Origin of the sequence: Streptomyces sp. NPDC005533 (assembly GCF_042871845.1) — a bacterium.
Classification (GTDB): Bacteria; Actinomycetota; Actinomycetes; order Streptomycetales; family Streptomycetaceae; genus Streptomyces.
The window spans coordinates 1-25,181 of record NZ_JBIAJH010000038.1 but is presented as its reverse complement, the minus strand read 5'-3'; the positions used below and the strand labels follow the sequence as shown (position 1 = coordinate 25,181).

Annotated in this window: 30 protein-coding genes, 1 tRNA gene and 1 pseudogene; 19 read left to right on the top strand and 13 right to left on the bottom strand. The window is 71.1% G+C overall.

What is annotated here, in order from left to right:
- Positions 1-179: 179 nt before the first annotated feature.
- Complete coding sequence (locus ACFYP3_RS29230; protein WP_388838765.1) at positions 180-1,109, top strand: S41 family peptidase; 930 nt, start codon at positions 180-182, stop codon at positions 1,107-1,109.
- A 290-nt stretch (positions 1,110-1,399) separates the two neighbouring features.
- Here ACFYP3_RS29230 and ACFYP3_RS29225 read toward each other — a convergent pair.
- Positions 1,400-2,662 (bottom strand): annotated as a pseudogene (locus ACFYP3_RS29225) (DUF6777 domain-containing protein); the annotation flags it as partial.
- A gap of 93 nt (positions 2,663-2,755) precedes the next feature.
- On the opposite strand from ACFYP3_RS29225, the gene ACFYP3_RS29220 reads away from it, so the two are divergent.
- The 3 genes from ACFYP3_RS29220 to ACFYP3_RS29210 all read left to right on the top strand — a co-directional run bounded on the left by ACFYP3_RS29220 (position 2,756) and on the right by ACFYP3_RS29210 (position 5,622).
- Entirely contained in the window at positions 2,756-4,045 is a 1,290-nt protein-coding gene (locus tag ACFYP3_RS29220) for a streptophobe family protein (protein ID WP_388838762.1), read from the top strand.
- Positions 4,046-4,397: 352 nt separating this feature from the next.
- A complete protein-coding gene (locus ACFYP3_RS29215; RefSeq protein ID WP_388838759.1) occupies positions 4,398-4,550 on the top strand; it encodes a hypothetical protein in 153 nt (50 codons plus the stop codon).
- A gap of 574 nt (positions 4,551-5,124) precedes the next feature.
- Positions 5,125-5,622, top strand: a complete 498-nt coding sequence (locus tag ACFYP3_RS29210) for a hypothetical protein (protein WP_388838756.1) — start codon at positions 5,125-5,127, stop codon at positions 5,620-5,622.
- Positions 5,623-5,677: 55 nt separating this feature from the next.
- On the opposite strand, the gene ACFYP3_RS29205 is transcribed toward ACFYP3_RS29210, so the two are convergent.
- The gene (locus ACFYP3_RS29205; protein ID WP_388838753.1) at positions 5,678-5,836 is read right to left on the bottom strand and encodes a hypothetical protein; all 159 of its coding nucleotides are present in this window, start codon (positions 5,834-5,836) and stop codon (positions 5,678-5,680) included.
- A 280-nt stretch (positions 5,837-6,116) separates the two neighbouring features.
- On the opposite strand from ACFYP3_RS29205, the gene ACFYP3_RS29200 reads away from it, so the two are divergent.
- Both ACFYP3_RS29200 and ACFYP3_RS29195 read left to right on the top strand, forming a co-directional pair.
- Entirely contained in the window at positions 6,117-6,551 is a 435-nt protein-coding gene (locus tag ACFYP3_RS29200) for an ester cyclase (protein WP_388838751.1), read from the top strand.
- 428 nt (positions 6,552-6,979) lie between these two features.
- The gene (locus tag ACFYP3_RS29195) at positions 6,980-8,059 is read left to right on the top strand and encodes a glutamate-cysteine ligase family protein (protein ID WP_388838748.1); all 1,080 of its coding nucleotides are present in this window, start codon (positions 6,980-6,982) and stop codon (positions 8,057-8,059) included.
- Here ACFYP3_RS29195 and ACFYP3_RS29190 read toward each other — a convergent pair.
- A complete protein-coding gene (locus ACFYP3_RS29190; protein ID WP_388838745.1) occupies positions 8,032-8,388 on the bottom strand; it encodes a PRC-barrel domain containing protein in 357 nt (118 codons plus the stop codon). The two genes, ACFYP3_RS29195 and ACFYP3_RS29190, sit on opposite strands and share 28 nt — an antisense overlap.
- Positions 8,389-8,615: 227 nt before the next feature.
- Positions 8,616-9,068, bottom strand: a complete 453-nt coding sequence (locus tag ACFYP3_RS29185; RefSeq protein WP_388838742.1) for a hypothetical protein — start codon at positions 9,066-9,068, stop codon at positions 8,616-8,618.
- Positions 9,069-9,790: 722 nt separating this feature from the next.
- Here ACFYP3_RS29185 and ACFYP3_RS29180 point away from each other — a divergent pair.
- From ACFYP3_RS29180 to ACFYP3_RS29160, 5 genes are read left to right on the top strand one after another with little or no spacing between them, the layout of a single operon-like run.
- Positions 9,791-9,925 carry a hypothetical protein gene (locus ACFYP3_RS29180; protein ID WP_388838739.1) on the top strand — a complete coding sequence of 45 codons (135 nt, stop codon included), beginning with the start codon at positions 9,791-9,793 and terminating at the stop codon, positions 9,923-9,925.
- Positions 9,926-9,932: 7 nt separating this feature from the next.
- Complete coding sequence (locus ACFYP3_RS29175; RefSeq protein ID WP_388838736.1) at positions 9,933-10,277, top strand: SseB family protein; 345 nt, start codon at positions 9,933-9,935, stop codon at positions 10,275-10,277.
- Positions 10,274-10,918, top strand: a complete 645-nt coding sequence (locus ACFYP3_RS29170) for a hypothetical protein (RefSeq protein WP_388838733.1) — start codon at positions 10,274-10,276, stop codon at positions 10,916-10,918. Before ACFYP3_RS29175 ends, ACFYP3_RS29170 begins: the two co-directional genes overlap by 4 nt.
- Entirely contained in the window at positions 10,915-12,564 is a 1,650-nt protein-coding gene (locus ACFYP3_RS29165) for a WXG100 family type VII secretion target (RefSeq protein ID WP_388838731.1), read from the top strand. Before ACFYP3_RS29170 ends, ACFYP3_RS29165 begins: the two co-directional genes overlap by 4 nt.
- Positions 12,565-12,798 carry a hypothetical protein gene (locus ACFYP3_RS29160; RefSeq protein ID WP_388838728.1) on the top strand — a complete coding sequence of 78 codons (234 nt, stop codon included), beginning with the start codon at positions 12,565-12,567 and terminating at the stop codon, positions 12,796-12,798.
- A gap of 693 nt (positions 12,799-13,491) precedes the next feature.
- Here the strand turns inward: ACFYP3_RS29160 and ACFYP3_RS29155 are convergent.
- A tRNA-OTHER gene (locus ACFYP3_RS29155) sits at positions 13,492-13,611 on the bottom strand.
- A 315-nt stretch (positions 13,612-13,926) separates the two neighbouring features.
- On the opposite strand from ACFYP3_RS29155, the gene ACFYP3_RS29150 reads away from it, so the two are divergent.
- A complete protein-coding gene (locus ACFYP3_RS29150; protein ID WP_388838725.1) occupies positions 13,927-14,202 on the top strand; it encodes a hypothetical protein in 276 nt (91 codons plus the stop codon).
- A 394-nt stretch (positions 14,203-14,596) separates the two neighbouring features.
- Here ACFYP3_RS29150 and ACFYP3_RS29145 read toward each other — a convergent pair whose 3' ends face one another.
- Positions 14,597-15,013 carry a hypothetical protein gene (locus tag ACFYP3_RS29145; protein ID WP_388838722.1) on the bottom strand — a complete coding sequence of 139 codons (417 nt, stop codon included), beginning with the start codon at positions 15,011-15,013 and terminating at the stop codon, positions 14,597-14,599.
- Between the two features lie 207 nt (positions 15,014-15,220).
- Between ACFYP3_RS29145 and ACFYP3_RS29140 the strand changes: the two genes are divergently transcribed.
- Both ACFYP3_RS29140 and ACFYP3_RS29135 read left to right on the top strand, forming a co-directional pair.
- Complete coding sequence (locus ACFYP3_RS29140; protein ID WP_388838719.1) at positions 15,221-15,448, top strand: hypothetical protein; 228 nt, start codon at positions 15,221-15,223, stop codon at positions 15,446-15,448.
- A 550-nt stretch (positions 15,449-15,998) separates the two neighbouring features.
- The gene (locus tag ACFYP3_RS29135; protein WP_388838716.1) at positions 15,999-16,472 is read left to right on the top strand and encodes a hypothetical protein; all 474 of its coding nucleotides are present in this window, start codon (positions 15,999-16,001) and stop codon (positions 16,470-16,472) included.
- Positions 16,473-16,529: 57 nt separating this feature from the next.
- Here the strand turns inward: ACFYP3_RS29135 and ACFYP3_RS29130 are convergent, their stop codons facing one another.
- Entirely contained in the window at positions 16,530-16,790 is a 261-nt protein-coding gene (locus ACFYP3_RS29130) for a hypothetical protein (RefSeq protein WP_388838713.1), read from the bottom strand.
- A gap of 327 nt (positions 16,791-17,117) precedes the next feature.
- Entirely contained in the window at positions 17,118-18,491 is a 1,374-nt protein-coding gene (locus tag ACFYP3_RS29125; RefSeq protein WP_388838710.1) for an FAD-dependent oxidoreductase, read from the bottom strand.
- A 485-nt stretch (positions 18,492-18,976) separates the two neighbouring features.
- Here ACFYP3_RS29125 and ACFYP3_RS29120 point away from each other — a divergent pair, with 485 nt between their 5' ends.
- The 4 genes from ACFYP3_RS29120 to ACFYP3_RS29105 all read left to right on the top strand — a co-directional run bounded on the left by ACFYP3_RS29120 (position 18,977) and on the right by ACFYP3_RS29105 (position 20,612).
- Positions 18,977-19,399, top strand: a complete 423-nt coding sequence (locus ACFYP3_RS29120; protein ID WP_388838707.1) for a hypothetical protein — start codon at positions 18,977-18,979, stop codon at positions 19,397-19,399.
- Positions 19,400-19,439: 40 nt separating this feature from the next.
- Complete coding sequence (locus tag ACFYP3_RS29115; protein ID WP_388838704.1) at positions 19,440-19,808, top strand: ArsR/SmtB family transcription factor; 369 nt, start codon at positions 19,440-19,442, stop codon at positions 19,806-19,808.
- Positions 19,805-20,302 carry a GNAT family N-acetyltransferase gene (locus ACFYP3_RS29110; RefSeq protein ID WP_388838701.1) on the top strand — a complete coding sequence of 166 codons (498 nt, stop codon included), beginning with the start codon at positions 19,805-19,807 and terminating at the stop codon, positions 20,300-20,302. Before ACFYP3_RS29115 ends, ACFYP3_RS29110 begins: the two co-directional genes overlap by 4 nt.
- Positions 20,303-20,462: 160 nt before the next feature.
- Positions 20,463-20,612: a hypothetical protein gene (locus ACFYP3_RS29105; protein WP_388838698.1), complete on the top strand. Its 150-nt coding sequence runs from the start codon at positions 20,463-20,465 to the stop codon at positions 20,610-20,612.
- A 375-nt stretch (positions 20,613-20,987) separates the two neighbouring features.
- On the opposite strand, the gene ACFYP3_RS29100 is transcribed toward ACFYP3_RS29105, so the two are convergent.
- The 3 genes from ACFYP3_RS29100 to ACFYP3_RS29090 are packed head-to-tail and all read right to left on the bottom strand — an operon-like array spanning position 20,988 to position 23,214.
- The gene (locus ACFYP3_RS29100) at positions 20,988-22,043 is read right to left on the bottom strand and encodes an ArsO family NAD(P)H-dependent flavin-containing monooxygenase (RefSeq protein ID WP_388838695.1); all 1,056 of its coding nucleotides are present in this window, start codon (positions 22,041-22,043) and stop codon (positions 20,988-20,990) included.
- On the bottom strand, positions 22,040-22,846 hold the full coding sequence (locus tag ACFYP3_RS29095) for an aquaporin (protein ID WP_388838692.1): 807 nt from the start codon (positions 22,844-22,846) through the stop codon (positions 22,040-22,042). Before ACFYP3_RS29095 ends, ACFYP3_RS29100 begins: the two co-directional genes overlap by 4 nt.
- A 53-nt stretch (positions 22,847-22,899) precedes the next feature.
- Positions 22,900-23,214 (bottom strand): ArsR/SmtB family transcription factor, encoded by a 315-nt coding sequence (locus tag ACFYP3_RS29090; RefSeq protein WP_388838689.1) that lies wholly within the window; start codon positions 23,212-23,214, stop codon positions 22,900-22,902.
- 102 nt (positions 23,215-23,316) lie between these two features.
- Between ACFYP3_RS29090 and ACFYP3_RS29085 the strand changes: the two genes are divergently transcribed.
- Entirely contained in the window at positions 23,317-23,733 is a 417-nt protein-coding gene (locus ACFYP3_RS29085; RefSeq protein ID WP_388838686.1) for an arsenate reductase ArsC, read from the top strand.
- A 250-nt stretch (positions 23,734-23,983) separates the two neighbouring features.
- Here the strand turns inward: ACFYP3_RS29085 and ACFYP3_RS29080 are convergent, their stop codons facing one another.
- Both ACFYP3_RS29080 and ACFYP3_RS29075 read right to left on the bottom strand, forming a co-directional pair.
- Entirely contained in the window at positions 23,984-24,466 is a 483-nt protein-coding gene (locus ACFYP3_RS29080) for a hypothetical protein (protein WP_388838684.1), read from the bottom strand.
- Positions 24,467-24,753: 287 nt separating this feature from the next.
- A complete protein-coding gene (locus tag ACFYP3_RS29075; protein WP_388838681.1) occupies positions 24,754-24,930 on the bottom strand; it encodes a hypothetical protein in 177 nt (58 codons plus the stop codon).
- Positions 24,931-25,181 lie beyond the last annotated feature (251 nt).

Below are 25,181 nucleotides of genomic sequence, written 5' to 3'. Positions count from 1 at the left end.
TCGGGGCCACGGACCGCGCCACCTCACCGCTACCGCCTACCGCTGACCACTTGTTCGCTCCGCGCACGTGGGCGTTCTCCCCGGGCGCCGGGGGCACCCGGTCGGGCGTGGCCTCCACCACCGCGTCCTCCGGAAAACCTTGTGGTGAGTGGCCTGTTGGCCTTCTAGCATGGCCGGCTATGCCTACGAACGAACAGATCATCGAAGAGGCCCTGGACCGGATCGGTGCAGGCTACGTCTTCCCCGAGAAGACCGGCGTCATAGACGCCGCGATCCGCGGCCGTCTCGCGGCGGGCGCGTACGAAGGCCTGGACGGGCCGGCGCTGTGCGAGACCGTGACGGCGGACCTCCAGGAAGTGTGCCCGGACAAGCACCTGCGCCTGCTCTGGACCGAGGAACCGCAGTCCCTGGAACCGGTGGACTCGGACGGAGGGCAGGCCGCGTTCCTCCGGCTGTTGCGGGAGCACAACCAGGGCGTCCGCCTCGTCGAGCACCTCGACGGCAACATCGGGCTCATCGAGATCGGGCGCATCGCCACCGCCGTCGAGGGCGCGGGCGTGATCGGTGCGGCCATGCAGCTGGTCGCGGGGACCTCGGCGCTCGTGCTGGACCTGCGCGACTGCCGTGGCGGGGCGCCGGAAGGGGCCGCGATGTGGTGCAGCTACTTCTTCGGCGACGACCAGGTGCACCTGAACGACATCTACGACCGCACCACCGACACGACCCGCCAGTACTGGACGTCCGGGCACCTGCCCGCGCCGCGGTACACCGACCGCCCGGTGTACGTGCTCACGAGCGAGACCACCTTCTCCGGCGGCGAGGACGTGGCGTACACCCTGCAGGCCCACGGCCGGGCCGTCGTCGTCGGTGCGACGACCCGCGGGGGCGCGCATCCCACGGCCCGTCACGCGGTCGCCGAGCACGTGCTCGTGACCGTGCCGGCGGCCCGGTCCGTCAACACGGTCACCGGTACCAACTGGGAGGGCGTGGGCGTCGTTCCCGACGTTCGGGTCCCCGCGGACCAGGCGCTCGACACCGCGCTCAAGGCCGCGCTGCGGCGGGCAGAGGAGGCGGCGACGGCGAAGCCGGGCGGCGACACGGCGCGCTGACACCGGGGCCGGTGCACGCCCACGTCGTGGAAGTGCACCGGTACCCCCGTTCGGGGGAACCGGTGCACTCGGGGGTGCCGCTGGAGGATGCCGTCGGGCTACTCGGACTGGTCGCCCGTGGCCTCCGGCTCCGGCGGAACCGGCGCTTCGGGCCGCTCCGGGGCTGCTGACTCGGGCTGCTCCGTGACCGTGTCCGGGTTGGTCTCGGGCTTCGTCTCCGGCGTGTTCTCCGGCGTGTTCTCCGGGGTCGTCTCGGGCGTCGTCTCGACCGACGCCGTCGTGTGCGTCTCGGTCGGCGCCGTCGGAGTCTCCGTTTCGGTCGACGTCGTCGGCGTCTCGGTCTCGGGCGCCTTGGGCGTCTCCGTCTTCTCGGTCGGCTTCGTCGTCTCCGTCTCGGTCGGCTTCGTCGTCTCCGTCTCCGTCGGCTTCGTCGTCTCCGTCTCGGTCGGCTTCGTCGTCTCCGTCTCGGTCGGCTTCGTCGTCTCCGTGGGCGTGCTCGTCCGCGTCTCGGTCGGCTTCGTCGTGGTCTTCGTGTCGGTCGGCGTCGGCTTCGTGTGCGTCCCCGTCGGCTTCGTCGGGATGAACGTCGGCGTGTGGATCGGCGGCGGGGGCACCGGACGGTCGGGCCTGCCGTGGTGGCTGCCCTTGTCGCGCTCATACCACTGCCGGCTGTGCGGGTCGTAGATCACGATCTTGTGGATCACGGTCGGTGCCGGTGCGATGACCACCACCTTCTGCGGCTCGTACGTGGACCACGTCTGCCCGAAGCGCTTCGGCGAGGCCTTCAGCGCCACCGGCGGACCGAGCGGGTTCCCACACGCGCAGCGCACCCGCGGCACGCCCCGGTCGTCGACCAGGACGGCCGTCCCGGCCTGCAGCACGGCCTGATAGGCGTTGAGCTTGCCGTTCTGGTAGCCGTGGTTCGTGACCCGGGTGTCCATCCGCAGCTGCACCGAGGTGAGCGAGCGGAGGAACGCGGGGACGGACTGCGGCTGGAGGCCCTGGGCCGAGGCGAAGGCGGCGTTCTTGGACGGGTCCGCGGACAGCGACTTGACCAGCTTCTCCACGTCGCAGCTGGCGGTGTTCCTCGTGCCCCCGTACACGCCCGGCGCGGAGCCGCTGATGCTCCGGGTGCCGGTCGTGGTGCCCGCGGGGGAGCTGGGGGGCTTGGCGCCCGTGGGACGCGCCGTCGGCGTCTCCGGCGGCGCCTCCGTGGTGGTCGCGACCGACTCGGTGAACGGGTCGGGGCCCGAGGCGGCGGCCGGCTGGAGGAAGACCTCCCCGCCGGCGTTGTCGGTGCCGCTGGGCCGGGTCAGGACGACGGCCAGGGCGACGACCGCCACCACGGCGACGAGCATCGTGGCCAGTCGGGGTACGGATCGCCACCACGGCCCCTTGTCAGGGCCGCCGGGCCCGCCGGGCGGGCCCGACGAGGGCGGTGCGGACGGGGGCGGGGGCGGCGGCGGCCCTTGCTGCCCGCCCGAGAGCGGGCCGGAAGGCGGCCCGCTGGGGCGCTCTGACGAGGGCGGCCGGCCGGAGGGTTGCGTGGTCACGGGCTCTTCTTCCCAGGAGGAGGGAGTTCCCTGCGGACCATTGTGTGCGCCATCCAGGTGGTGCCCGCAAGCCGAGGGTGCCACGGTTGCAGGGTGAGTCGGATACCGAGATCACCCTCGTCCGGGGTCTCCGCGCGGGCATGGCGCGACGCCCTCGTCGCCGTCGTCGCGGGGTTCGTCGTGATGGGCGCGGTCGCCGCCGCCGGGCTGGCGTGCGCGGGCACGGCCGATCTGCCGGGCGGCGCGTTCCCCCGTGTGGTCGCCGCAGTCGTCGTGATGGCGGCCGGCGGCTCGCTGGAGGTGTCGGGCGACGCCGGTCTCCTGGCGGGGGCTGACGTGAGCCTGTCGGTGATCCCGCTGTCGGTGAGCCTGGCCGGCGCCCTCACGGCCGGCTCCTGCTTCCTGCACCCCCTGCACAACAGGGCGGTGGCCCTGCCCCGCGAACTCGTCGGCCGGGCCCTGCCGTTGGTGGTCCTGTGGCTCCTCGCCCTGACCGGCGCCGCACTGCTGGCCCGGCAGACGTTCGGCCTCTCCACCGCGGACTCCCCCGCCGGGGTGATCGGTGAACTCATCGACTCCGCCGCGACCGTGGGGTTCCGGGCCGATCTGCCGTCCACGCTCCTCTTCGGACTGCTCTGGATCCTGGGCCTGTTGCTGATCGCCCTGCTGGTCTCGCGCCGCGCGCCGCTCCCGGCCCGACTGATCCGCTTCCACGCCGCGCTGCGCCCGGCCGCCTTCGCCACGATGCTGCTGCTCCTCGCCTACGTCGTCCTCGGCATCGGGGTCGGTCTGGTGGTGGCCGCGACCCAGGGCCACGCCGCCCGGACCTTCGCCGTGATGCTGCTCGGGCTGCCGAACCTCGCCTGGCTCGCCTTCACCCTGGGCTTCGGCGGCGCCTGGCAGGGCCGGGTGGACGGCCCGTTCGGGCTGCCGATGCCGCAGCTCCTGGACCAGGTGCTGCGCGGCTCCGACCCGTCCACGGTGGACGTGGCCGCACTCGCGGAGCACGACTCCCGGGCGTGGTGGCTGGTGGCCGTCGCAGCCGTCCTGCTACTCGGCACCGGCGTACTGGCGGCCGTACGGTCCCCCGCCCACGTCCGGCCCCGGCAGCACGCACTCCACCTGGGGGTGGCCCTGGCCCTGGCGACCCTGACGGTGTGTCTGCTCGGGCGCGTCCAGGCGGAGTTCGGCCTCTCACTGCTGGGCATCGGCGAGGTGGACGGGCTCGGCGGCACGGTCCTGCTGGACCCCGTCCTGTGGCGCACGGTCGGGCTCGCCCTCCTGTGGGGGTTGGTGGCGGGCTTCGTGGGCGCCCTCCTGGCCCGCCCCCTGCACCGCCGCGGCCACGTCGACGAACCGGCCGCGCCCCCGGCGGCGCCCTGAGACCCGCCTCAGTCACCGCACCACCACCATGGGGGAGCTCGCAGAGGTCCCACCCTCTTTGACCCGCCTCTTCACCCCAGAGCACGGCCGACCTGCCTGCGCACCTTGCGGGTGCCGCCCACGGAGCTGCGCGGGGCCGCGCACGGCGTGACCAGCCCCGCCGTCGCCGCACTCTGCCATCAGACCTAAGGCCGATGACCGGGGCGTGGCATTCACGAGGACAATCGAACATATGTTTCACTGGAGGTGTGAGACCACCGTTCCGTTTCCCCGAGGACCTGATCAGATTCCAAAAGGCGTGGCAGCAGACCTACGCGGAACTCGCCCAGCCCCCCCAGGGACCGGCACGACCGTGCTGCGGCACCGGCTGATCACCCTCTCCGGAGGCCTGTGCACCCACCCCTACTGGGCGGCCCCGGCCGCTTGGCGGGCCGGCGGCGTCGAGCTGCGGCGCGCCGCCCGCACCCACACCTCCGCGACGGCGGAAGGGGAGGCGAGAACATGAGCGAGCAGACCACCACCTAGCCCCGCCCGCGGGTCGCCACCTGGGCGCCCATCCAGACCGGCCCCCGCGCCCGATGGCCTGTTAACTGCACCAATGCCCATAGGGCACCATCTTCACTACAAGCAGTTCAATCAATACAGAGGGTAACGATCCGGCCCCATCTAGATGGTCGGGCCGCCGCCACCACTCGATCAGTAGCGCCTCGCCGCCACGCTGCCGAGTGCCGGTCACTCCAGCATCCGACGGTGGAGTCTGGGCGGAGGTGGGTGCGGGCCCGCACGCTGTCGGACAGCGTGCGCAGGCGCAGGGCATCAGGCGGAAGCTGGGGCGCACCATTTTAGTCGCCGGATCCCGGAAGCTGGCCAGGCCGGCTGCGGCGGGGAGAGCCCGACCGGGCTGTAGACCGGACCGACCCCGAAACATAGGGCCGCGGCGACTGTCAAGACACGAGATTCCGGGCCATGACCTCGTAGCCGGGTTTGGGGCTCAATGAAGGCACGGACAACGACGCGGTAACCACTCCACCGCCAGCATCTCCGACCCCCACCCCGAAGCCCTCAAGGACACCTCTGCCATGTCGATCACGTCCCGCCGCCTCGCCCCGCTCCTGATCGCCACCACCATCGCCACCGCAGGCCTCGCCCTCACCACCACCGCGGCGAACGCGGCCCCCGCCCCCACCACCGCCAGCGTCACCACCGACAGCAACAACCCCCTCCTCGACGCCTTCGGCAAGAGCGGCAAGACCGGCAAGATCGGCGACAAGACCGCCAACGGCGGCGACACCCAGCCCCCCGCCAGCGGAACGCAGCCCCAGCCCCCCAGCAACGACGACACCAAGCCCCCCACCGGCGGCGCCGGCGGCAGCAGCACCGGACAGCGTAGCGACGGCATCCTCGTCGGGGGCGGCGGCGGCAGCGGCGGCGACGCGCACAAAAACGACGGTGACCCCAACGCCGACGGGCTGGACATCGTCATCTACGACCACAGTCCCCTCGGGGGTCACTACCCCTCCGAGAGCCGCACCGACGACGCACGCCCCGGCCCCATCTTCCGCAAGTTCTTCCACTAGGACCTCTCACGACAGTGCTGGTCACAGCCACTCGGCGATGACTGCGACCAGCACGTCAGTGCGCAGCGCACGGCAAGCCTTGCGCTGTTAGCCGCGTCCGCCGCCCTGCCAGAGACGCGCTGGCCTTGTCGTGGCCGAAGCCGGACATCAGCGCGGCGAACTCATCGCAGTCGAGGCGGCCGTCGGCGTCGTGGTCACCGTTGTTGAACTCCATGTCGCAGTACGCCGACGAGGAACTGGTCTCGCTGTTGGGCCGTCCTACGAGTGGCAGCGAAACGATCCCTCATACCCCCACACGGACCCCCTCTCCCAGAGGCGGCGCCTGCGCGTGACCTGCGTGCTGCCACACCGCCAAGCGCAGCCTTTGTATGGCTGCTTCTGGGTGATCGCACCCGCAGGCCCGCGTGGCGCAGGTGTCGCCTCGTGTCCGTACAGGTCATGCTTCCGGTCCTGCATGCCGGTCCGGCCATACGAAAATCACGTAGGGGAGTCCCGTGTCGAGCGAAGAGAACAAGAGGCTGGTGCGCCGCTTCTACGCGGAGATCGACAAGGGCAACGTAGAGGCCATGGACGAACTTGTGGCCGAGGATTACCGGGACCACTCACCGCCCCCGTTTCCCGGGCTCGGCTCCGGCCGCGAGGGGCTCAAGCAGGCGTTCCGCCTCTTCTGGGAGGCCACTCCCGGGACCCATGTGATCGAAGACCAGATCGCGGAAGGCGACAAGGTGGTGACCCGGCTGACGGCCCGTGGAGTCCATCAGGGGGACCTTCCCGGTATTCCCGCCACGGGGAACCAGCTCACGATGACGGGGACGGTCATTCACCGCATCGAAAACGGCAGGCTCGCGGAGAAGTGGTCGGACAAGGACGTTCTCGGCTTTCTCCAGCAGCTCGGCGTCATTCCGGCGCACGGCGGTACGCCGGAATAGAAGGAGCGCCACCACGGCCCCGAAGCCTCAGCACGCCACCCGGGCAGGGGCTTGCCCACGGGTTGCGGGCCGATCCGTCCAGGACACGGGACATCGGCGTGGATGCGAACCCGCACCACCACCCCTCCGGACCGCGTACGCACTCGACGTCCGCCGCCCGCGAGCGCGCCGGCCCTGCGCACCCCCGGCCGAAACGGGGAGGGGGCACGTCCTCCGGGCCGATGTCCAGGCGCAGCCGTGGAGGGGGCAGTGAGCGCCGGCGCTGGGGCTGCGCCGCGTACCGGAGCGGTCGGCCGCGCGCGGGCCCCTTACCGGATCATGCGGACGTGCGGAGTTCGTAGCGCGGCGGGCGTACGGGGGCCGTGCGGCGGGGTGATGCCGGTGACATGAGTGCCCACGCACCAGAACCCTGAACGCGATACGACGCGATGGCCACGGTCGGGGTAGAGGAGGAATTCTTCCTCATCGACCCTCACACCCGCCTGGTTGTTCCCGCCGGGCCTGCGGTCGCCGCACGGGCGGCCGGGCGGGTGGGGGTGGCCACGGAGTTCGCGTTGTGTCAGGTCGAAGGACGCACGCCGCCCTGCCGGTCCGGGGCGGAGCTGCGTGGGCATCTGGAACGGGTACGGGCAGCGCTGGGGGGCGCGGGCCGGGCTGTCAGCGCCCTGCAGGTCCACGTCCATCTCCCCGACCGTGAGCTGGCGGTGTGGACGGTCAACCGGCTGCGGCCGTGGCTGCCTCTGCTGATCGCCGTGAGCGCCAACCCGCCGTTTCGCCGCGGCATGGACACCGGCTACGCCGGCTACCGGACCGTGCTGCGCAGCCGTTTCCCCTGCCTGGGACCCCCGCCCTACGCCCGCACCCTGCAGAAGCACGAACGCCTCGCCGCTGCCATCAGCGACAGCGAGGCCATGTCCGCGTCATGGACGTCCAGCCCGATGTGCAGGACACGGTCGCGGGGGCCCTGCTGCTGCGGGCCCTGGTCACCACGCTGGCCGGCCGGGCATCCGGACACGGTCCAGGCCCGGCGTGGGAAGCGGAGGTGCTACGGGCCGCATGCTGGCGCGCCGCCCGCGCCGGATGGTCGGGCGCCTGCTTCGACCCTGCCACCGGCCGCTACCGGCCCGCCGACGACATCGCCTCCGACACGCGGGTGGGTACGAGTGTGCGGCCGGGGGCTGGGGCCCCGGGCCGCACCCCGCAGGCGAGGAGGCAGCACGGTCAAGCGGACCGACATCGCCGACGTCTCGGGGACCCGCTCCGCCACCGGGGAGCGGTACGCCGTGGCAGGCTTCCGCAAGCTCATCGAGCAACGCACCCACCATGCCCCGGACAGAATCGACTTAACAGCCGGCAGGCTCCCAGGCACCTGGCGCGCCACACCCCGACGCCGTGCAGGTATGCGTGTGGGGCGACAGCCCGGTGGCTGCCGCCCCACACCTACGCCGCCTGAACGGCGGTCGTCTCAAGGGGTCGAGTCTCAGAGGCGGTTCGACAGGTTGCCGTAGTAGCCGCCGACCTCACGGTGGTACTCCTCGTTGCCGAGGTGCTTGTCCTTCTCGAACTCCGGAGCCGCCTTGATCTGCTCCTTGGTCCAGCCGACGTAGATCTTCTTTTCCTGCGCGTCGACACGGTCGATCGTGCCGGCCGGCAGAAGGACTTCCTTGCCGAAGATCCACGGGCCGGTGTCGACCACGACGTACGACGAGCCGACCTCGTCGGAGTGCTTGTCGACCTTTCCGATGGAGCCGTCGGCCGCCTCGACCTTGTAACCGGTCAGGTCGCCTCCGACCGTACGGCCGGACGTCTCACGGTAACCCCACACATTCTCGGTCATAGCAACAATCCCTCCACGTCGTCTTTTCGGAGCGCGAGCCGCCACTCACACGGGCCGCGCCACCGTCGCACTCGCGCATGCCCCGAAAGACTCAGCCAAACCAGACAGCCGTCGGATTCCGAGAGGATCATGTGACGCGCTGTGCTGGGATCAAGCCTCAACGAGTTGACGGGCGGCCATGCGAGGTCGTCGGAGCCGACGCCCGGGGCGTCGCCTTGTTCGCAGGGTCAGCCGAGCAGGCTGCGGCCCGCACTCGGCCGGCTGAAGTCGAGCATGGCGTTGGGGTGGGCGAGGGTATCCAGGATGGTCCGCTCGCCCCCGTGACCGGAGAGGCCGGCGCGCGCCCTCTCGCTCCCGTCGTCGGCGTAGCCCTTGACGCACTTCGCGCCGGCCCACTTGCCGGTGTCGGCGGTGTCGGCGGTGAAGTCCTTGAAGGCGGACCCCTGGCCGGCGGCGAAGTCCACAGGCTGGGTGGGCACCTCGGAGTACAGGCGAACGACCGGCTTCGCCACGCCCCGGTCAGGCCAGTCGACTCTGACCGAGGCGATCCTGTGCAGACCGGTCGCCTTCAGGGAGTAGGTGGACCCGTCCATCGGCAGGACACAGCTGTCACCCGTGTGACCGCTACCGCTGAACAGGGTGACCTCGGGCTTTACCGTCTGCCGGGCAGAATCGGACATCGTGTTCCTCCAGGGTCGGGAACCTCACCTTTACCCCTTCAGAAACTCTCCGTAACAAATGAACACGTAGCGTCACGATACGAGGTGGGGGCAAGCCGCCGCCCCCAGGTGGTGCCCCCTCCCCCGCACTCGACATCCCCCAGGGGCGAGACGCCCCCGGACCGACACCGTCGGGACAACTTCTGGCCCCGCTACAGCCGCCCGGCCGGCCACGCTCCAAAAGCCCGGGCGTTGCACTGCCCGCCCCACTCGGCGACGTCGGCACAATCCGCAGGCGAAAAGGCGACGTCCGGGACAATCCGGAGCGCCTCGTCGTCATCCTCACCCAGGTGCCTCTCGCGGACGTGATCCCGGACCGCGCGCACCTGCTCCGGATCGCGCCCTCCACCGCTGCCCGCGACCACCAGCGGGAGCCGGCATCGGCAGACGGGTCCTAGCCCGTCCTGGTCGCCCACCCTCAGGCCGCCAGCGGCAGCCGCAGCCGAGGCCGCCGCCTAGACAGTCGAAGACACGGCCCAGGGCTGACTGACGCGCCTTCGCCGCGTCGCGGCGACGCACTCCACCGGAAGCACCGGAACGAGCGGGCAGGCATGCCGTTCCGCTTTCGTGTCGTCCTGCGCCTTGCGGAAGGCGGGTTGGTGCACATCAGTGCCTCGGGGAGAATCACGTTCGACTGCGACGGGCCGTGAAGTGCGGCTCGGTGTCGGCAGGAAGGCCTTGGCGTGGGTTTCGACGAGGAGTGGGGGCAGCTGCGGGCCGCCGCGACGGCACGGGTGAACTCGGGGGCGCCGGCGGAGCCGGTCGCGCGGGTGCCTGAGCCCGAACCCGCCGCGGTGGACGCGGCCGCGGCCCCGTGAGGCGGTAATGGAGCGGCTGGCGGACTTCCGCAGCCGCGTCGTGCTGGTGCCCTTGGACGAACGCGGCGGTCTGTGGACGGCGGAGCTGGGCGGGCTGGACTGGATCTGCGCGTTCTCGGGCCTGGAGACGCTGGCCCGGTTCGCCGACGCGCGCGGTGAGGCGGAGCGGGAGTGGCCGTACCGGCGGATCGTCGGGGCGCGGCTGCTGGACGACGTGATCCCGGCGCTGGACTTCCCGTGTGGGGTGGCGCTGGATCCGGCGGGGCCGGACGGGATCGTCTTCCCGCCGGTGCGGGGGCTGGTGCCGGACGGTGCCGCGCTCGACGGGGACGGACGGAGGGAGAAGGCATGAGCGGGGACGGGGCGGACATCGATGTCTCGAAGCAGGCGCTGGCACAGATAGCGCAGGGCATCACGGACCCGCTGGGCGAGCTGAAAGAGCTCGGGATGGTCGGTTCGGCCAGCATGGGCCGGGGCTTCTCGGATCTGGCGCTGTCGGGGATGGAGAGCGGCAACGACGCCCTGACGGCGTCGATGAAGACGTTCTGCGAACGCTGGGAGTGGGGTGTGCGCGCGCTGGTGCAGCAGGGTAACCAGTTCGCGTTCGACGTCGGCCTGTCGGCGGGTGTGATGCACGAGCAGGACCAGTACATCCAGGGCAGCTTCAAGGTGCTGACCAACTCCGCGATGGGCAATCCGTACGCCTCGGAGAAGGAGATCATCGACAAGGACTGGGGCGGGGTCCTCTCCGACAACGTGTACACGCAGGTCCGGGACGCGGACTACAGCGACGAGTCCTTCGAGCGGGCGCAGGAGAACAGCAAGGAGGCCTGGAAGGGCGCCGTGCGGGACGTGAACAGCTCGGACATCCTCCTCAGCAACCAGATCATCGACGCGGCCGGGATGCGGGACGAGGTGGACGCGGCGGTCGACGACTGGGTCGGTCCGGCGCCGCAGCCGCAGCCGCAGCCCTCGGGCGGTGAACGCGGATGACGGACTGGGGCGGGCTCCTGGACAAGGGCCTGGAGAAGCTCGACGACGGCTGGGAGGGCGCGAAGAAGGTCGTCGGTCAGGGCGTCGACAAGGCCACCGACGGGATCGGCGCGGGTCTGGACTACGTCGGGGCGGACGACTGGGCGGACAAGGTCGAGGACTGGGGCGACGACGTCGCCTCGGACCTCGGTGCCTCGGTCGGCGAGCAGCAGCTCGGCCAGAGCGAGCAGGCGGACGAGCTCGTCCACGGCAAGCCGGCGAAGATCCGGGAGTCGGCGAAGCACCTGACCGACTTCCGGGGGGCCTTCGACCGGGTCGGCCAGGGCATGCGGGCGCTGGACTCGGGCCACTGGAAGGGGCAGGCCGCCGACGCCTTCCGGGAGAAGTTCGCGATGCATCCCACTGACTGGCTGCACGCCTCCGACGCCTGCGAGGCGGCGGCGGGGGCGCTGAACCGGTACGCGGAGACGGTGGAGTGGGCGCAGAAGCAGGCGCAGCAGGCCATCGACCTGTACAAGGCGGCGGTGAAGGCCGCGAAGGAGGCCCACGAGGACTACGCCGCCAAGGCCCACGCGTACACCGCGGCGGCTGAGGCCGGCAAGGACCCCGGACCGGTGCCGCAGAAGCCCGTCGACGTGGGCAAGGCCGACGGGACGCGGGCCCACGAGATCCTGAACGAGGCTCGCAAGCAGCGGGACGAGGCCGCGGCGAACGCGGCCAAGGCGCTGGACGCGGCCGTGGAACACGCCCCGAAGGAGCCCTCGGCGACGGACCGGGCCCTGGCCGGGATCACCGACTACTACGGTGCGCAGGGGGTGGAGCTCAACCACTTCGTCGGCGGCGTGGTCAAGGGCACGGCAGGCCTGGTCAACTTCGCGCGCGGCCTGAACCCGATGGACCCGTACAACCTGACCCACCCGGCCGAGTACCAGCAGAACCTCAACATGACCCTGGCCGGTCTGGTCTCCACGGCCGCCCACCCGGAACGCATCCCCGCCGGGCTGATCGAGACGCTGAAGGGCGACTTCAGCGAGGGCCTGGGCCGGTTCGTACCGGATCTCATCGGGACCAAGGGCATGGGCGGTGCCCGGGCGGGGACGAGACTCGCCCTGCGGGAGGGCCTGGAGGGAGCCGCCAGTACGGGCCTGCGGCACACCGACGAATGGCTGACCGGTGGCAGGAGGCGGCCCCGGCAGCTCCTCGACGACCCGGCCCAGACCAAGTGGGCGGAGGACGCGTACGCGGACTTCCTGAAGAACGACCGGGACATCGACGCGATCAGCGGTCACACGCAGGGGCTGGCCCGGGACAACGGCTCCACCGGATTCACCCCGGCGGAGATCGCCGCGGTGAAGAAGCACGTGTTCGACACGGAGCATCCCATCGTGGATTACGAAACGGGAGGTGTCGTGACGCGGAAGTTCGACGCGGATGCGGAGATCGCGGACGCCTGGATCCGCTTGCGCTCGGGAAACGGACTACCGGAGGACCGGCTGCTTCTGGAACACGAGCTGGCCGAGCTCACGTACCTCCGCGAGAACCCGGGCTCCACCTACCAGGAGGCGCACCGGGTCGCGAACGAGACGCACAATTGGCAGGAATCCGGGCCGCTGGACAAGCGCGAAGACATCGAAGGGGAATGGTAAATGGCCGCGATCGTGTATTTCCGGAAGGTCTCGGAGACCGAAGATCTGGTGGAGTACGAATTCGGTGACGACCCGGAGCGTTTCGAGCGACGGCTGACCATGGACAAGGCGTCCTGCACCTCGACGGTCCAGGACGCGCAGGTCGACTACACCTTCCTGAAGGCGTCGCGGAAGCTCAACGCGCTGCACACGGAGCGGGGCGAGTGGCCGGAGCGGGGGATGAGCGTGAGCTGACCTGCCCGCAGCGCGCCCGCGTGCGGCTGAGCGGCAAGCGGCTTGCCTTTCCGGACGCCGTCCCCGGCCCGGGCCCGGGCCCGCGCTTCGTCGGCGCCCTTGTCCTCGCCGGTTCGGCGTGCCGGTTCGGCGTGCGGGTGGCGGGGGATGGCCGGGTGCCGGCTCGGCCGGACCGTCCGGCCCGGCGGAAGACGCACGGTCGCGGGTGCCTCCGCCTGGACGGACGGAAGCATCCGGCAGTGACCGAGGCCACTGCTGCAGCCCTGAGGGCGACCGGCTGAGGGCCGGGTCTCCACGCGCCGGGGAGGTTCGGAGGTACGGGGTGCAGCCCGGGCCACCAAATGCCGCGACGGAGGCCGCGCTCCGGCACACGGACGGCTGTGGGGCTCGCGCCCGGCCCGCCCCGTCGCGGGGCACTGGTGAGCGAGCTGCCGAGGCGAAGGCGGCCCGCTGGTCGAGAGATCGGCTGAGACGTTGGCGCGGTCGCATTCCCTCTTAGCGTTCGGGTGCGCCGGGCCTGGCAATGGCTCATGGCCACGAACACGCCGGGTGCCGCACTCGCGGGCGTCGCCGTGGCAACGTGGTGGGCGACGCCTCCGGCCGGGTTCGGCCGGGTTCCGGCGTTCTGGCTCAACTTCCTTGGACCGAGACGGGCGTGGCAATCCCGTGTGCTGGGCCAGTCCAGGTCGGTTGCAGTGCCGACGGGATTTGAACCCGCGAGACAGATAGGAGCAGGCCCGCCCCGTCCCCGTCAGTCGACGTGAGAGGAGCCTCCCCCACGTCGATCGCATTAGACCGCTCTGCCACGGCACCGCAACCTGCGGGAATGCGCGCATTCCCGCTGCGGCTCAGGGTAGAGCCCCCGTCGTCTTCAGACGAATCCTTATCCGGGCAGGTGTGCCAGAGCCCATCGACGAGCAGGCCTGCGTCAGCAGTTCCAAATTCACCCTGTCAGTCGGCGCGGCGTGTTGTTCACGACGACGGGAGACGCCACCGATCGCCGGATTGTTCCATTTGAGGGCCTGACATCCCTGGGGTCCGAGCTGTGGGGCCGACTATATGTTAAGGATAGTGGGCAAAGACCCCCAAAGCAGGAGGTACGTAACCATGCGTAAAACTCTTCTCCGTGTGACGACCGCTCTGGGAGCAGCGGCAGTGCTGGCCCTCTGCGGCGCCGGCGCTGCCAGCGCCGACGGAGTGGGCAGCTCAGGCTTCGGGAACTCGGGTGTCGGCAACGCGGGCGCTCTCAACGACGGCGTCGGCAACGCCGGCATCCTGAACCACGGCGTCGGCAACGCCGGCATCCTCAACTGGGGTCTGGGCAACGCGGGTATCGCCAACTCGGGTATCGGCAGCCACGGCATCGGCAACTCGGGCCTCGGCACCTCCGGAATCGGCAACTGAGACGGGCTTACGACCACCCCTCACCACGAGTCTCACGCCAAGCCCGGTTGATGCCGGGCCCGGCTTGCCCGGGCCGCCCGCTGCACCAGCGGTCGGCCCGGCGTAGAGAGCCCAGAGCCGGCCTACGAGGGCGGCCGCCGGATCCTTGTCCGCCATCGAGCGGTTGGACGCGGCCGAGACCACGATCAGCGTGTCCGGGGACCGCTCGTCGTACGCGTACGCCTCGCGCCGCGCCGCCGACGACGGCCTCCGCTCGGAGTCGTACACCTCGGCCAGCGGCACGAAGCGGTCGCCACCGAGGCTGGCCGCGTCCGTCACCGCCACGTTGGCTGCGCCAGGCACCGCCGGTCAATCTCCCCGACACGTAGGCACGTAGGCACGTAGGAACAGGGGTTCAGGGGGCGCCGAGGACGGCGAGGACGGCCTGGAGGCGACGGACGGCGTCCTCGGCTTCGGCGTACCATTCGGGTCCGGCCTCGATGGTGCCGAAGGTGTGACCGGCCTCGGCAGCCAGGGCGCGCCAGTGCAGGATCGGGGCCAGCGCGGTGCTGGCGGCAGCCAGAAGCCAGGCCAGGGGACCGTGGATGCGCGCGGTGGCGATGGCGATCACGGCGAGGGCCTCGCGCAGGTCCTCCAGCCGCTCCACTGGCGTCAGAGCCTGCTGGAGGTCGGGCGGGCCGACGGCAGCGGCCAAGTCGACCGCGGCCTGCGCCGCCAGGGCACGGTCGGCGTCGGTGGGCTCCCACGTTTTGTCGTGCAGCTGCCGCTCGGCCTCCTCGGCCAGGCCCTCAATGGTCGTCCGCATGTCCATGGGCCACAACGTAGCGGAGGCCCGCAGGCGGCCGGGTGTCGGGACCGGCTCGACGAGCCCATCACTCTCAGGTAGCGCCGCTCGCGGCCTCACCGAGGACACCCGCCGTCGCGTCCGGGAGCGAGAGCGGATCCCGTCGCGCGCGTGCGCACGATCAGGGCGCGTCCTTGTCCGGCGGGACCACGACAATGCGGCCGCCCCCATTGAGTGTTCAGCGCTGCGGCGGTTCGGTCCTGGTCAGCGCCGACGGCGAACTCGACGAGGAGGCCGGCGCGGCGCTTCTGCGGAGCCCTGGACCACGTCACCGCCGACGAGCGGGACCTGTTGGTGGACCTGCACGGCGTGACGTCCCTGGACGCCGACGCCCTGTCCCACCTCCGGGACCTGCACCGGCGTACGGAGCGCCCGCTCCTGCGCGTGCTGGCTACCGGCTGACCGCCCCAGCCTCAGCAGCTCATGGCCCCGTCCCGCTACCCGCTGGCCTTCACCTCCGCCGCCTTCCGTAACAGCGCCAACAGCTGGCTGGCCTGGAAATCCGGCTGCCGACCGCAGGCCCCTCGACATCCTGGAGAGCGACAGCAGCCCGGGCGCCCCGGACACGGTTAAGGTCTCCGTCACCCATTGGGGAGTCGAATCACTCGAAGGGGAAGTCGAGTTCTAAGTGCGGGCTGATCAATTGACCGACAGCTGAGGTTCACGACCACTGCGCCCCGCCAACCTGACGGTGGGCGGGGCGCTGACGGTCTCGACCAGGGCGTCGCGGACACAGTCGGTGGCACAGCCGTGGGGCAGGTGGACCAGCATGAGGTATCGGTCGCGCTGTCTCGGCCCTGGAGTCCTGCTCCCGTCCCGCACACCACAAGGTCGACACCAAACCCCGACGCAGCTCAGAACCGGGTACAGCAGCATCCATCCCCGGGCCGACAACATGATGATCGTGCGACGATTCGCTGGCCAGCAGAGCCACGAGCGGGGAGGAAGGGCGATGCGTTACATCAACCTCGATGCACAGGTCGGCAACCTGTCAGGTGTCATATCGCCTGCTCGATACCTGGAGCTTCTGCCCTCGCTTGCTGACGATCTGCCAGTCGGAGCCCGGGGCTTCGCGACTGCCCCAGAGCACTACGACTTCCACAGCAAACGGTGTGTGAAGGACCTGGAGGTCCAGTACGTCCGCACTGTCGGAGCTGATGACCAGCAGATGGAGATCCAGTTCCGGCACAACTGCTGGAAGCACGACGAAGACCTCGTCATCCACTACGACGGCGTGTCCAGCTTTGATGCCGGGGGCGTCGAGGAAAACGACTGGGCAGACCTCGGGACCGTAATCCTCGATGAGGTCCTGCCCCACCAGAACGGTTGCAGCCACGAGATCGCGTTCTGGAACGGCTCCCTCACGGTCGTCTGCCGTGATCTCGTCGCGACCTGGACTGAGCCTGACTGCCCCGACAATTCATAGACCAGCAAGTCCTCCCCCACGGACAGCGAACTCCGTCGCCGAGGTAGCAAGGCAAGATCAGCCAGTGTCGTTCAGGGGCTCATCCGGGGGTTGCTCTGCCGTTGTGGCCAGGATGTCGATCAGGCGCCGGACCGTGTGCAGTGCGGAGTCGTCGGCGGCTACGTGGCGCAGCAGCAGGTAGGCGCTCCCACGCACGCGGGTCAGCCGGCCCTGGCAGACCGGCCCGGCAGCAAACTCCAGCTCGTCCCTGCACGGGACCCACCTGTCTTCCTGGTACGCGGCGATCAAGTCCGTGACACCGCGATCCGCCACCGCCATGCGAGGTCCGCGGGCCCCAGCTCCGCCTCCCCCCGGCTCGGCCGGCCGGCGGGACAGGAGCCGCACAGGACAACCCGGCGGAAGATCACGGTGCAGGCCGGATCGGCGATGACCAGGTCCTCGTCCGGGCACCGGGGGCAGAGCGGGGCGAGTGCCACCACGTGGCGCCCGCCGGCGCCCCTGCGGGAGATCGGGGTTTTCACCGGTGCCCAACGAGTTGGGCGCGGGTGTGTTGGGCGTCGTCGCACGTCTCCCCCGTCTGACCGCCGAGCAGCGCCAGCGGCTCGGTGAGCTGACGCCGGAGGCACGCCTGGACATCGACCTGGGTCAGCAGCCGCTGGTGGAGGCGGGGGCGGGGGCGCCGATGGTGACGGTGGCCGGGTTCGCGCAGCAGCCGCCGCTCTGCTGCTCGGTGGTCTCGGGCTGGTCGAAGAGGCCGGCTCCGCCGCACACCCCCGTCTCGGGGAGGGCCAGCTCGACGCGTTCGGCGGCTTCCTGGTCGCCGGCGAGGTGGGCGGCGATGGAGCGGACCTGTTCGTAGCCGGTCATGGCGAGGAAGGTCGGGGCGCGACCGTAGGACTTCATGCCGACGAGGTAGACGTCCCTCTCCGGGTGGGCGAGCTCGTTCACGCCGTGGGGGTAGACGGTGCCGCAGGAGTGCTGGTTGGGGTCGATCAGCGGCGCGAGGGCGGTGGGGGCCTGGAGGCGTTCGTCGAGGCCGAGGCGGAGTTCGTCGAGGAAGGTGAGGTCGGGGCGCAGGCCGGTCAGCACGATGACCTCGTCGACGGGGTCGAGGCGGCGGCCGTCCTCGCCCACGAGGAGCAGGCGTCCGTCGGTGTCGCGCTCGATGGCTTGGGTGCGGAAGCCGGTGACCGCATCCGCGTGGCCGGTGTCGACCGCGGCCTTGGCGGCGAGGCCGAGGGCGCCGCGGGCGGGGAGTTGGTCGGCTTCGCCGCCACCGAAGGTGGAGCCGGAGATGCCGCGGCGCAGGATCCACACGGCCTTGGTGCCGGCGCCGTCGTCGCTCTTGGCGAGGTCGGCGAGGTAGGCGAGGGCAGTGAAGGCGGAGGCACCGGAGCCGATGACGGCTGTGCGCTTGCCCGCGTAGCGGGAGCGGACGGCCGGGTCCTTGAGGTCGGGGACGTGGTAGGTGATCCGGTCGGCGGCGGCCTTCTCGCCGAGGGCGGCAAGCCCGCTGGCGCCGGCGGGGCTGGAGGTGGACCAGGTACCGGAGGCGTCGATTACGGCGCGGGCGAAGACGCGTTCCTCGCGGCCGTCGGCGGTCTCGACGTGGATGAGGAAGGGTTGCGTGTCGCGGTCGGCGTCGACGAGGCGGTCGCGGCCGGTGCGGGAAACGCCGGTGACGCGGGCGCCGTAGCGGACGCGGTGGTCTCCGAGGACGTCGGCGAGGGGCTGAAGGTAGGACTCGGCCCAGTCCCCGCCGGTGGGGTAGGTGGCCGGGTCGGGCTTGACCCAGCCGGTGGGGGCGAGGAGTTTTTCGGCGGCCGGGTCGACGACCTCGCCCCAGGTGGAGAACAGGCGTACGTGGGCCCAGTCGCGGGGGGCGGTTCCGGCGTGCGGGCCGGCCTCCAGGACGAGGAAGTCCAGGCCACGGTCTTCGAGGTGGGCGGCGGCGGCCAGTCCGGCGGGGCCGGCCCCGATCACGACGACAGGCAGGTCAGTGGGGGCAGGCGCGTTCACGGTCGACTCCTCGTTGTTTCGATGTATGTCGATGTCTTACGTGATCAGCATGACACCTGTTTCGATGCTCGTCAACATAGACGTTTGTCGAATTCCGGGGGGGGCGTGCTGGAGCACGTGGAGGTCGCGGTCATCGGGGGCGGGCAGTCGGGGCTGGCCGCACGCACCGGTCGGGAGGGGGCTGGCGCCGGTGGTGCTGGCCGCTGCACCTACGACAGCCCGACCCTGTTCTCCCCGGCCCGGTTCAGCTCGCTGCCGGGCCTGGCGTTCGGCGGCCGGACCGCTACCCGCACCGGGACAAGGTCATCTCCTACCTCGGCCGCAACGCCCTGGACGCTGAGATCCGCGCCCGTTCGCACGTCTCCGGCGTCCGCGCGGACTCCGGCGCCTTCCCGATCGAGCTGGTGGCCGACTACCGCGGGCCCGCCCAGGTCGCGGTGGGGGCGGGCGACTCCGCAGTCCAGGCCGCCGCCTAGCTGGCCGGGGTGGCGCGCACGGCGCTGGCGACCCGCGCGCAGGTGGAGTTCGCCCGCCAGCGCCTGCTCGGCCGAGACCTGCACTTCCGGCTCACTCCTCCCAACCAGCCCGTCCGTCATGACGACGGCCGCTACCGGGCGGGCCTGACCGGCGGCCTGTCCGACCGGCGCCCGCTGTTCACCGGCCCGGACGGCGCCAAGGTCGCCTGGGCGGACGGCAGTACGGAAGGGGTGGAAGCGGTCATCCTGGCCACCGGCTACCGGCTTGACCTGCCTACCTCGCCGGGCTGGACGGGCCCTCGACGCCGTCGGCCGCCACCGTCACCGCGACGGGGCCTGCCTCGCCCACGCCGGGGCGGCGCGGCTGCGGCCGCGACGCCGTGCGCGCCGCCCGCCGCCCGCCGGCCGGACGGACGGCCCGCACGGGACTGAGCCCCTCCCGCACTAGTTCGACATATGTCAACATAGACGTATGTCGAATGTTAACGCTCTGCCGCTCCTGGAGACCGACGCCGTCGCCGCGTGCTGTCCGCCGCTGAACGAGCGCCCGTTGTCGGCCGAGGAGGCCGAGGCCGCGGCGAGGATGTTCAAGGCCCTCGGCGACCCCGTCCGCCTGCGCCTGTTCTCCGCCGTCGCCTCCCACGAGGGCGGCGAGGCGTGCGTGTGCGACATCTCCGACGTCGGGGTCTCCCAGCCGACCGTCTCCCACCACCTGAAGAAGCTCAAGGAGGCCGGCCTGCTGTCCTCCGAGCGCCGGGGTACGTGGGTGTACTACCGGGTCGAGCCGTCCGTCGTGGCCGCGATGGGCACGCTGCTGGCCGGCGCCGCGAAGACGGCATGACCGCGATCCACATCGGCGCCATGCTGCCCGAGCACGCCGAACAGGTTCTCGCGATCTACCAGGCCGGGATCGACGAGGGCGACGCCACCTTCGAGACCACGGCGCCCGGGTGGTCCGCGTTCGACGCCGCGAAGCTGGCCGAGCACCGCTTCGTCGCCTTCGACGAGGACAAGACGGTGCGGGGCTGGATCGCGGCCGGCGCCGTCTCCGACCGGTGCGCGTACGCCGGGGTGGTCGAGCACTCCGTCTACGTCCACCCCGCCGCCCGCGGCCGCGGCGTCGCCCGCACCTTGTTGCGAACGCTCATCGCCTCCACCGAAGCCACGGGAATCTGGACGATCCAGGCCGGGATCTTCCCCGAGAACACCGCCAGCCTCGCCCTCCACCAGCGCGCCGGCTTCCGCGTGATCGGCACCCGCGAACGCCTCGGCCGCCACCACGGCATCTGGCGGGACGTGACCTTGCTGGAGCGCCGTAGCGCGCTCGTGGAGTGATCGACGAGCGGACGACTGTCCGCTCCTCGGTGAGATCCAGGTCGCCGTGGACGCGGCCCGCGCTGGTGTCCCACGGCCGGGTGCCGTCGTAGCGCGGGGTGAGTAGGACACCGGTCGCCGAGGGCTCGAGGCAGCGGCTCGTTCCGGTGGAGACTTCGTGGTGTCTGAGCTGCACGAAGGCTATGAAGGCGACCTGCGTGTCGCGGCCGAAGCGGGCGGCGGCGCCGACCATGAGCTGCCGGGCAAGGGTCTGGTCCAGCATGCGGCGGAACCGCCCTGTGACGTGCTCGGCAGGGATTCAAAAGGCTGAGTGCCACGTCCTCCAGCACCAGGCGGGCCGGCCATCTGGTGGGCGCGGGTGCCGTCGTCTCCGGCCGGCGCTTGCGGGAGCAGGGCGCGGAGAACAGCGTCCCGCCCCCTCGGCGATGAGGTCGGTGTCCATCTCCGCGGGCTGCGTCTCGGCATCCGCCGCGGCGAACTCGTAGGAGCGCACCTGTTCGTCACCGAGGGGCACCGGGGGCTCTGCCGCAGTCCCGAAGGCCGCGGGGGGTGTCCACGACCAGGGTGAGGGCGTTCGCGTCGTCGTTCGCAGCGAACCGGCGCGGACCGGGCGCGTGTTCGTTGCGGCCGTGCAGCGCGTTACGCGCCGCTGGCCCTCCGCGGTGCAGGGATTCCGCTTCGCCTGTCAGCGGATCAGCAGGGCGAGCTCGCGGGTGGCTTCGCGGGCGGTGCGCCCGACGCCGATGAGGGTGGCGGAGGCCGGGCCGGTCCAGTCGCCGTAGCCCAGGAGGTGCAGGCGCGGCTCGTCGGCGGCGCGGGTGCGGTCGGTGGCGATGTGGCCGCGGGTGCCGCGCAGGCGCAGGCCAGCGAGGTGGGTGAGGGCCGGCCGGAAGCCGGTGCACCAGATGACCGCGTCCGCCTCGCTGCGGGTGCCGTCCGCCCACTGCGCGCCGGTCGCGGTGAGGCGGGTGAACATCGGCTTCGCGGTGAGGAGTCCGGTGTCGCGGGCTGCGCGGACCGGGGGCACGGCGACGATGTCACCGAGGGAGGCGACGCCGCCGGTGTCGGTGCGTCCCTCGTCGAGGGCGCGTCGGCGGGCGGTCGCCGCGTCGAAGAGGGCGCGGCCGTCGATGTCGTCGGCGAGGTAGCGCGGGGGCCGCCGGGTCACCCAGGTCACATGTGCGTGGCCGGTGAGGTCGGCGGCGATCTGCGCGCCGGAGTTCCCGCCGCCGACCACGATCACGCGCTGCCCGGCGAACTCGGCAGGGCTGCGGTACTGGACGGTGTGGAGCTGCCGGCCGGTGAACTCCCCGCGGCCGGGGACGACGGGCAGGAAGGGGCGGCCCCAGGTGCCGGTGGCGCTGATCACCGCTCGGGCCCGCCAGTCACCCCGGTCCGTCTCCGCTCTCAGGAAGGTGGCGTCGCGGTGGACGGCCGCGACGCGTACGCCGTGCCGAACAGGGAGTTCGTAGCGCTTCTCGTAGTCCGCCAGATAGTCGACGACGTGCGCGGCCCCGGGATACGGCTGCCCTTCCTGGACGGGCATGAGCCGACCCGGGAGGGAGGAGTAGGCGGCCGGGGAGAACAGCCGCAGGGAGTCCCAGGTGTGCTGCCACGCTCCGCCGGGCGCTGCACAGGCGTCGAGGATGACGTGTTCGATGCCGAGTCGGCGCAGGTGGTAGCCGGCGGCGAGCCCGGCCTGGCCGCCGCCGACCACCACCACGTCCGTCTGCTCCGTCATGCCGCGGACTGCTCCTGGCTGGTCCTGGCGCGCATGAAGATGACAGCGACGAGCGCGAGACCGGCGGCGGCGCCGAGCAGCTGCATGGCGATGAAGCCCGGCACCGAGGCGGGGGCGATGCCGGCGAAGGTGTCGGTAAAGGCGCGGCCGATGGTGACGGCCGGGTTGGCGAAGGAGGTGGAGGAGGTGAACCAGTAGGCGGCGCCGATGTAGGAGGGGACGGCTACGGGAGCGAAGCGGAGCCTGTCGGTCTTGGCCAGGCCGAAGATCAGCAGGATCAGTCCGGCGGTGGCGACGACCTCGCCGAGGAGCAGGTTCCCGGCGGCGCGGTCGTGCTGCGACCACTTCACCAGGGGCTGGCCGAACATCGCGTCCGCGAGGATGGCGCCCACGATCGCGCCGGCGATCTGCGAGGGCACGTACACGGCGGTCTCGCGGGCGGTGACGCCGGCGCCACCACGGCGTGCGGTCCACCACTCGGCCAGGGTCACGGCCGGGTTGAAGTGCGCGCCGGAGACGGGGCCGAGGAGGGCGATGAGGACGCCGAGGCCGAAGACGGTGGCGGTGGAGTTCGCCAGCAGCTGCAGGGCGACGTCGTCGGTGAGTTCGGTGGCCTGGACGCCGGAGCCGACCACGACCGCGACCAGGGCGGCGGTGCCGACCAGCTCGGCGGCGGCGCGGGCGATCAGCGGGGTGCGGGGCGGGGTGGCGCCGGGGGCGGGGGCGGCGGCGGGCCGGGGCGCGTCGGCGGATATGGCCGGCTGGGTCGCGGGGGCGGCGTCGACGGGCTGGGTGGCGGTCAAGACGGTTTCTCCTCAGGGCAGGTGAGGCAGGAGGGACGGGCCGCCGCGGCAGGCTAGGGGCAGGACCGCTTGAGGTTCGCTTCGGAGGTGGCGCGCGCGGTCGCCGCGAGGTCGGCGAACTGACCGGCGAGAGCTTCGATGACGTCGGGGCGCAGGCGGTAGTAGATGTACCTCCCGCACGGCTCCGTCTCCACTACCCCGGCCTCGCGCAGCACCTTCATGTGATTGGACAGGTTCGTCTGCTTCGCGCCCGTCTCCTCCATGAGGTGGGTGGTGCAGAGCGTCTCCCGGGCCAGGAGCGTCACGATCTTGAGCCTCAGCGGGTCGGCCAGTACCCGCATCAGATCAGTGTCGACTGATGTCATCATCCGCTGATACTGTCACATCAGGCAGGGCTGATACCAGTCTCTGCCGCATCATGCCGCAGCTCCGGAGCCCCTGCCGCGGCCGACCGCCGTGAAGGAAAGCCGATGTCCGCGTCCCCGCTCGCGTCCGTTCTCTTCGTCTGCATCCACAACGCCGGCCGCTCCCAGATGGCCGCCGGCTTCCTGCGCCACCTCGCCGGCGACCGCGTCGAGGTCCGCTCCGCCGGCTCGATGCCCGGCGAGAAGATCAACCCCTCCGCGGTGGCCGCCATGGCCGAGCTGGGCATCGACATCTCCGACCAGACCCCGAAGGTCCTCACCCCCGAGGCCGCCCAGGCCTCCGACTACATCATCACCATGGGCTGCGGCGACGCCTGCCCGTACTTCCCCGGCAAGACCTATCTCGACTGGCAACTCGAAGACCCCGCGGGCCAGGGCGTCGAGGCCGTCCGTCCCATCCGCGACGAGATCAAGACCCTCATCGAGGGCCTGATCGCCGAGATCGACGCCAAGAACGCGTAACCGGGGGGCCAGCCGGTCCGCCCCCGGGCCTGCGCGACGTCGCGATGTCGAGGTGGTGCGCAGCCGCTCCTGCGTGGTCGAGCTGCTCCTGCGTGATGGCAGCCGCAGCCGCTCTCGCGTGGTGCGCGGCTTGCCACCGGCCTTACAGGGTGGGCTCGTAGACGACGGTGGTCGTGGAGCAGTCCTGGGTCAGGCCGCGGAGGGCCTGTCGTTCGGCGTCGTCGACGGCCAGGTCCGGTTTCGATGGTTGTCAGGAGCGGGTGCCATCCTCGCTCCGCTTCATGTAGCCGCCGGGAGGACATCCCGCGTCCGGGTCATCCGTAGGGCACATGCTGGGATCCTCTGTGTCTCCGAAGTTTCCGTAGAGGTAGACCCACACCGTGCACGATGCATCCTCAGCGAAGAACAGCCGAAGGTCATAGCCACGTGTGGCGGTCTCGTCGGGGACCATGACGCGGTCGCCCTTGGGGCTGGCGTAGAAGGCCCAGCGGCCACTGGACAGCTTCTCGGGATGGGCACAGTCATCCATCGCTTTGACCTTGTCGAATCCCGTTCCACTGAAGGTGTGTTCCTTCGAGAAGGTCAGGGACGTCCCTGCTGGGCTGGTCCACGTCCCTACCAGCTGCTCCTGCGGAATCACCGCCGCATGGACGGCTGCGCCGTGCCCGCAAGACGCTGTGAGAACCACACCAGTGATCGCGAGAACGATCGCACGCCATCCGCGCATGTTCACAGACCTCTCCCCAGAGGTGGGATGTCCGACCCTGCGGCCGCACGCGCTCCTATTTGAACATGCTCAAAACTTGCGCTTCCTCCGGGGTCCCTCCAACCCACGCCTCCCAGAGGGCGGAAGTCGGTTCCGGCGCCCGGACGTTGGCCGGCGCCACCAGACCGATCACGCCCGCCGCACCGACAGAGACCACACCAGCTCTCACGGTTGTGTCAGACAGCCACGCCTCCCCGACGAGGTCAGAAGCAATCACCGAGCCAGGCGGAATGATGCGGCCGAGACAACTCCGCCTACTTCGCGTCGCGGACCTCGGCCGGCGGCACGAAGAGGAACACCGCGGCGTACACGGTCATCCCGCCGACGCCGGCAGTCGCGAAGACGGGCACGTACACGCCGACGTCGTCGCGGCCGTTGGCAAAGGTGACGGCCGAGACCTCCAGCGGGTCCGGCCCGCATGTGTGCGTCAAACACGGCGCGTCCGGCGTGGCGCCCTCGTGGGGCGAGGTCCCGTGCCCGACGCCACGTCTCGGTGAACCCTTCCGTTCACAGCACTACGTCGGCCGGCAGGCGGGTAGCCACCGGGCGCGGCGCAACCCGAGGCAGCAGCCGCCGCCCACCCCCGCAAGGAGATTCCCAATGATGCTGTCAAGCCGCAGTGACGGGCTCTTGAGAGCCGTCTCATGCCGCTGTGGCGGCGGGGATCGGAGCGGTCGCTTCG